General features: G+C 55.8%; 5 protein-coding genes. 3 read left to right on the top strand and 2 right to left on the bottom strand.

The annotated features are described in order from the left end of the window. Positions 1 to 270: 270 nt before the first annotated feature. The 3 genes from KJ653_03285 (at position 271) to KJ653_03275 (ending at position 4,111) form a co-directional block, all read left to right on the top strand. Positions 271 to 2,106 carry an ABC transporter substrate-binding protein gene (locus KJ653_03285; protein ID MBU0684858.1) on the top strand — a complete coding sequence of 612 codons (1,836 nt, stop codon included), beginning with the start codon at positions 271 to 273 and terminating at the stop codon, positions 2,104 to 2,106. A 77-nt stretch (positions 2,107 to 2,183) separates the two neighbouring features. Next, entirely contained in the window at positions 2,184 to 3,164 is a 981-nt protein-coding gene (locus KJ653_03280; protein ID MBU0684857.1) for an ABC transporter permease, read from the top strand. Beyond that, entirely contained in the window at positions 3,161 to 4,111 is a 951-nt protein-coding gene (locus tag KJ653_03275; GenBank protein MBU0684856.1) for an ABC transporter permease, read from the top strand. The genes KJ653_03280 and KJ653_03275 overlap by 4 nt, the downstream gene beginning before the upstream one ends. A gap of 54 nt (positions 4,112 to 4,165) precedes the next feature. On the opposite strand, the gene KJ653_03270 is transcribed toward KJ653_03275, so the two are convergent. Beyond that, positions 4,166 to 5,674 carry an aspartate aminotransferase family protein gene (locus tag KJ653_03270; GenBank protein MBU0684855.1) on the bottom strand — a complete coding sequence of 503 codons (1,509 nt, stop codon included), beginning with the start codon at positions 5,672 to 5,674 and terminating at the stop codon, positions 4,166 to 4,168. A 3-nt stretch (positions 5,675 to 5,677) separates the two neighbouring features. After that, entirely contained in the window at positions 5,678 to 6,112 is a 435-nt protein-coding gene (locus tag KJ653_03265) for a hypothetical protein (GenBank protein ID MBU0684854.1), read from the bottom strand. Between the last annotated feature and the right edge of the window lie 581 nt (positions 6,113 to 6,693).

Below are 6,693 nucleotides of genomic sequence, written 5' to 3'. Positions count from 1 at the left end.
TACAGAACCCTAGCCCCCTGTGACAGCGGCAGGATGGGCAGAGCCCCTGAGGGCCAGGAGGGAAGAGTTTATCAGACATGTTACCAATTAACCGCGCGGTCCAGAATTCAGGGAGAACCTATCAGGTAGGATTGTGGGAGCATATCACCAAAGGGATGTCTTGAGGAGGAACGTGCTGGAACAATAGCTGCTGAACTGATTGGCAGGCAGAAAGTGCGCGCATTCGCCTGCGTAATCGTGATTGGGGCGCTCCTTTTATCAGGCCTACAGATGGGGGCTGCTGCTCAGGACGAAGACAAGCAGAAGACAGTCCTCAGAATTGGCATGATTGAGCCAATCGACAGCCTCAATCCGTTCATAGGGGTCAACAACAATGCCTATGTCTTCTATGGTCTCGTCTACGACTGTCTCATGACAGTTGACCAGGACCTGACCCCCGTCCCCAATCTCGCGAATAGTTGGTACATCGTCCCGGAGGATGACCCTTTGATGGCTCTCTCAGGAGAGCCCTACGGGTCCGTCTGGCAGTACAACCTCAGTCACAATGCCTACTGGCACGACGGAGAGCCGTTCCGCGCGAAAGACGTCGTCTTTACTGTCAATTACCAGATAGGCCTTAACTACGACATCATGTGGGCCTACCAACCGTACACGAGATTCATCGCCGGCGCGGAGGAGATAGACGACTTCACAGTCAGGCTACACTACCAAGACTTCGAGGAGAACCCTGCCCCATGTCCCTGGGGAGATATGATGACATTCTGGATTGTTCCAGAGCACATATGGAGACATATATCCGCTCCTGATGCGGGTTTCTCGGTGACCAACTACCACCCGATCGGCACCGGAGCTTTCATGACCTCTGAGAAGACGGAGGCTGAGTACCTGGCCGGGGACGTGCTGACGCTCACCACGAACCCGAGGAACCACTGGAAAGCAGACTACGGCAAGGAGGTCAAATTCGACGAGATCAAACTCAAGTTCTACATCGAGCCGGCGGCCATGCTCGCTGACATAAAACGGGGGGACATCGACATCGCCGAGCTCAACGCGCCCAACTACAAGAACTTCCTTGACTGGCTTGAGGACAACCCAGATGAACCCGTCGGGCACGACGCGGGCCTGACCCCCACGGCCTACTCCATCGAAATCGCGATATGCATGAACGAGGACTCGGGCGAGGACACAAACCCCCTCAGGCTCGACCCGGCCGTGAGGAGGGCTATGGCCCACGCGACGAACAAATCGTTCATTCGCGACTATGTCTACCAAGGGTTTGCGGTGATAGGACACACTATCATCACACCCGTCTATAGCGGGATATACTGGGAGCCTGGTCCTGACGAGGTCATCGAGTTCAACATCGCGAAGGCGAACGAGATTCTGGACTCGGCGGGATATGCATGGAACTCCGAGCACACCTTCAGAGTGGCTGGGTCCGACAACGCCTACGGCGCGCAAGCAGGGACGCCGTTGAGCTTCGAGATCATAGCTGAGACGGAGATTGTGGAAGACAGGGACACCTCGCTCTACCTCGCGGACGAGTGGGCGGAGATCGGTATCATCCTACGTCCGTTGTTCGTCAACACCGCTATCTGGAACACGAGGGTGTACGGAGGCGCCTACGACCTTGCGATGACATATTGGTCGGGCGACCCGGACCCGAACTACCTGCTCTTCGTCCAGTCCACCGAGGCGCTCGATGGATGGTCCGAGAACTGGTATTCGAGCGCGGAGTACGACGCGAATTACGTGGCTTCCTCGTTGGAGATCGACCCGGATCTGAGAATGGAGTACATGAAGGAATGCCAGAGGATCATGTACAATGATTCGGCGTTCATCGTCACCGTCTACCCGTACGGATGCTACGCCTGGCGGACCGATTCCTATTCTGGCTGGGGCGACTGGGCGAATCACCCTGGGAGGTCAATGACTCACTTCTGGGGCGCCAATCCGCTCTTCTTCGACCTCGAACCTGGGACGCAGAAGGAGCGGAGCATGCTTCCGTTCTATTTCGTCGTAGGCGGAATCGTGGCGGTTGCAGTCGTCGGCGTGTTGCTTGCTAGGAGGCGGAGACGCAAGGAAGAGGATCTGAAGCTACCTTAACCAGGTTTAGGGATCCTGCAACGAAGGACAGCTGCCACCTAGGCGATTTCCTTGACCATTGACAGGGAGAACCAGATATGCCGGAGAACATAACCAGATACGTGGGCAAGCGCCTTCTCTACTTGGGTATCACAGTCCTCCTGATCATCAGCTTCAACTTCGTTCTCTTCCGGGTGATGCCCGGAGACATCGAGAACATAATGTTCGGAAAGAACGCCACGATTGAGACAAAGGCGGAGCTGACGAAGTACTACGGACTCGACAAATCGATGCCCGAGCAGTTCATCATATACCTCGAGCAGGTGTTCACGGGAGAATTCGGTAAGAGCATAACCGTCTACAAAGGATCGACAGTTGGCAGCGTTCTTGGGCCGTTTCTCCTCAATACTTTCATCCTGGTGGGCTTTGGGACTGTACTATCAGTCTGGGTGGGGGTGATGCTCGGAAGAGTGACCGCGTGGAAACGAGGCAAGGCCGTCGATAGATTCGGAAGCTCGTTCTTCCTAGTGTTCTACTGTATGCCCACGTTCCTGTTCGCGTTGTTCATGCTCATGTTGTTCGCGAGATACGTCCCAGATTGGCCTATCAGTGGGGCGTACAGCGACGACTACAGCGAAATGGGTCCGTTCGAGATGATCGCTGACCGAAGCTATCACACGCTCCTTCCGCTCTTCGCACTGGTCATAGAGACGATCGCGACATTCTCGATCATCACCAGGAGCTCCCTGATCGACGTCATGACGGAGGAGTACATGGTGACAGCCGTCGCGAAGGGCTTGGGCTCGCGCGACGTCCTCCACAAACACGCGATGCCAAATGCAATGTTGCCCGTCGTAACGGTCATCGCGATGAACGTCGGTTGGATAATCAGCGGCTCAATCATGATCGAGGCGGTCTTCTCCTATCAGGGCCTCGGCTACCTGATGTACAGGGCGGTCATCGGTTACGACTACCCGCTTCTGCAGGCGGTTTTCATGCTCGAAGCGATTGCTGTCATCGCTGCCAACTTCATCTCGGATATCGCCATGCTGAAGATGGATCCCAGGGTGAGGATATGAGCGCCCCGACGTCCAATCCGATACACCCCAGAGGAGTGTTCGCGTCGATTCTGACCGAGAGCCGCAAGGAGAAGGCTCACCTCCTGTACAAGTCATCTGTCCAGACCTGGCGGCTCTTCAGGACCAACAGTGCCGGCATGATCGGGCTTGGGATGCTTGTCGCATTCGTAACCATGTCCCTTGTCGCACCGCTACTTGCGACGCACGACGGCCCTCTGTCACTCAAGTGGGCCGAGGTGAACCCGCAGTACGCTAGTCCCTCACTGGAATTCCCATTCGGGACGGACTACTACGGGAGGGACGTATGGTCTCTTACCCTCTGGGGTAGCCGCGCCAGCCTGATCGTCGGGATGCTCGCATCGCTCATATCGATAGTCCTGGGCACTTCGGTAGGTCTCGGCGCTGGATACTTCGGAAAGATCGCAGACGAGGTCCTCATGCGGCTGACCGACTTCTTCCTCGTGATCCCGTGGTTCCCGCTGATGATCGTCTTCGTGATGCTGTTCGGGCAAACGTTTGAAAACGTGATAATCGCAATAGGCATAACAAGCTGGCCGTCAACAGCGAGAATCGTGAGGGCACAGGTCCTGTCCGTGAAGGAGCGGGCGTTCGTCGAGAGGGCAAGAGCGGTCGGTGCAGGCAACGGAAGAATCATCTGGAAACACATCCTGCCGAACGTGTTCCCGCTGATATTCGCGAACACCGTCCTCCTGATCGCGAACTCGATCTTCTCGGAATCATTCCTCGACTTCTTCGGCCTAGGCGATCCGACAGTGATTAGCTGGGGGACGATGCTGGAGTCCGCCTACGAATACCAGGCATTCTCAAGCTTCGCGTGGTGGACGATACTTGCACCTGGCCTGTGCATCATCCTCTTGATCATGGCCTTCTATCTAATCGGCGACGCCCTCGACGAGGTCCTCAACCCGAAACTGAGGAGAAGATAGTCAGGAAAGGCCGGACAGAATACGATAGAAGGGGGTTTGAGGGGGTTGGCAATCCTAGGCGTGTCCGCCTAGCGCTCCTGGCGGGGCGGAGGTCCCGAGCTTCAGAAACTCCTCCTCGTCCTTGAGGGCCTGCTCGAAGATCTCGAAGCCCTTCTCGAGCTGCGCCTTGGATATGCACAGCGGCGGAGCGATCCTGAAGACATTTCCGAAGAACCCGGATGTAAGGGTCATCAGGCCGGCCCTCCAGCACTTGCCCTGTATATTCGTCGCCTCGTGCGGCTCCTTGGTGTACTGGTTCTTGACGAGCTCGACACCTATCATAAGGCCTCTGCCTCTGACATCGCCGATGATCTCTCTGCGCTGCTGCATCTCCTTGAGCAGCTTCATCGAGTACTCACCCAGCTTAGCGGCCCTGTCTACGAGATTCTCCTCTATAATCGCCTGCACATGCGCGAGACCGGCCGCCATCGTTATTGCGTTCCCGCCGAATGTGGAGGAGTGTGAGCCTGGCCTCCATTTCCTCATGATGTCGTGCTTCGCGATGATCGCCCCGAGTGGTGTGCCCCCTCCCAGCGCCTTGCCCATGACCATTATGTCTGGAATCGTGTCGAAGTGCTCGCATGCGAACATCTTGCCCGTTCTCGCGAAGCCTGTCTGGACCTCGTCGAAGACCAGCAGCGCGCTCTGCGCATCGCACATCTTCCTCAGCCTTGGCAGGTACTCCTTCGGGGGTACGATGTATCCGCCCTCGCCCTGGATGGGCTCAACGAACACGCTCGCGATCTGGCCCGTGGTTCCGCCCATGCTCAAGACCTGGTTCTCGATGTAGTCGACACAGTACAAACCGCATTCCGGGTAGGTCTGCTTGAACGAACATCTGTAGCAGTACGCGAACGGCGTGAATATGATCCCTGGGGACATCGGGCCGTAGCTGTACCTAAGCTTCAGCTTGCTGGTGAGCGCCAGACCGGCGCCGATCCTTCCGTGGTACGAGCCGAAGAACGCAAGGTGCTCGCTCCTCCTGGTGTAGTACCTTGAGAGCTTCAGGGCGGCCTCGACCGCTTCAGCACCGCTGTTCCCGAAGAATGTCCCCCTGAGCGCCTTGCCAGGGGATATCTCGGACAGCAGTTTCGCGAAGTATGCCTCCTTGTCGAAGTACGCATCATTCGCCATGCTGTGGATCAGTTTCGCGGCCTGATCCTGAATCGCTTTCGTGACCTTGTAGTGCGTCCACCCAGCATTCTGGACCGCTATGCCGGACGAGAAGTCGAGCAGCACGTTCCCGTCAGCGTCCATGACCGCCGATCCTGCGGCTTTGTCGATAGTGAACGTGAAGCATCTGTCGTAGGCGTAGGAGAAATACTCCCTGTCAATCTTGATGATCTCCTTGCTCTTCGGGCCTGGGGCTCGGACCACGATCTTCGGCGCCTCTCGTGCCCACTGGGGAATCCAGTCAGGCTGGGGAAACTCCTCTGTCGTCGCTCTGGCCTTCTCCTGGTCTGCGGTCGGTTTTGCCTGCTTCTCCGGCTCAGCAACCGACTCGTTCTCTGTCATTTCACTCATCCCTCACTCCTCCCGAGACTTGTCGAGAGTCAATGCGCCCGGTGAACATACCTTGATGCAGGCAGGATCCCCAGCACAAAGGTCGCACGTATATGCAGTTTCAATGCCAAAGGCGCCCTCGAAGAAGATGCCGTCATACGGACATCTAGGGATGCACGCCATGCATGCGAAACATCTGTGTTCGTCGAGCGTCCAGTACTTGCCCTCGTTGTGGTACTCGAGCAGCGCGGACGGGCACAGCTCGCTCGGGGGACATGTCTCGCAATGGACACACATGATCGCCTTGTGCTCCTTCCCATCCTTGGTCACCTTGATCCGCGATCTACCAGCGGCAACGCTGGAGGGATGTGCCTTCACGCAAGCTTTCTCGCACTCCAGGCAACCATTACACTTCTCGGGATGGAAGGCCAACCCGAACTTCTTTTTGGCAGAGCTCATCAGTGCATCCTCCTGAGTTGCCACGCCCTCACAACCTGCTGGGCGTGTTGAGTCAGGCCGACTCACTCCGGCGATTCACAGTAAGTTGCTGATTCCATATATATCCTTGCAAACTGTGGTATTTCTAGGTTGTCAGTGTGCAGTTTCCAGTCGAACTTTATGAATACTTTGCAACTAGATATGGCCAAAAGTTGAAAACTTCTCAATAAAACCATGCCAATTGCTAATCGTTCGAAAACAACAAGACCAATAATGAAAAGAGGTCGAAAGTAGAGTTTATTATTGCGAACACATGATATTATTCTACGACCACGATTGATTGCGACCGTCAACCCATCCTCCGGATCATCCCCGGCATACTGGCCCAACTAGTTGTACATCGCTACTCACAACTGGCCATCGGCAGGTCGATGACAAAAGGACCGTTATGAAGACGATGAAAACGGTGTGATTTCGAGAATTTATATATAAAAGTGAAGAATAAAATGGTTTCGGCAGGCCAGCGTCTGCAACCGGCCGTTGGACTCACTTGAGGTGCGGAAGCTTCTTGATTATGTCTCCGAGCCCGACCTCTTCGAGGG

Source organism: Candidatus Thermoplasmatota archaeon (genome assembly GCA_018814355.1).
Lineage (GTDB): Archaea > Thermoplasmatota > Thermoplasmata > UBA10834 > UBA10834 > COMBO-56-21.
This window is presented reverse-complemented; position numbering and strand designations above follow the sequence as displayed.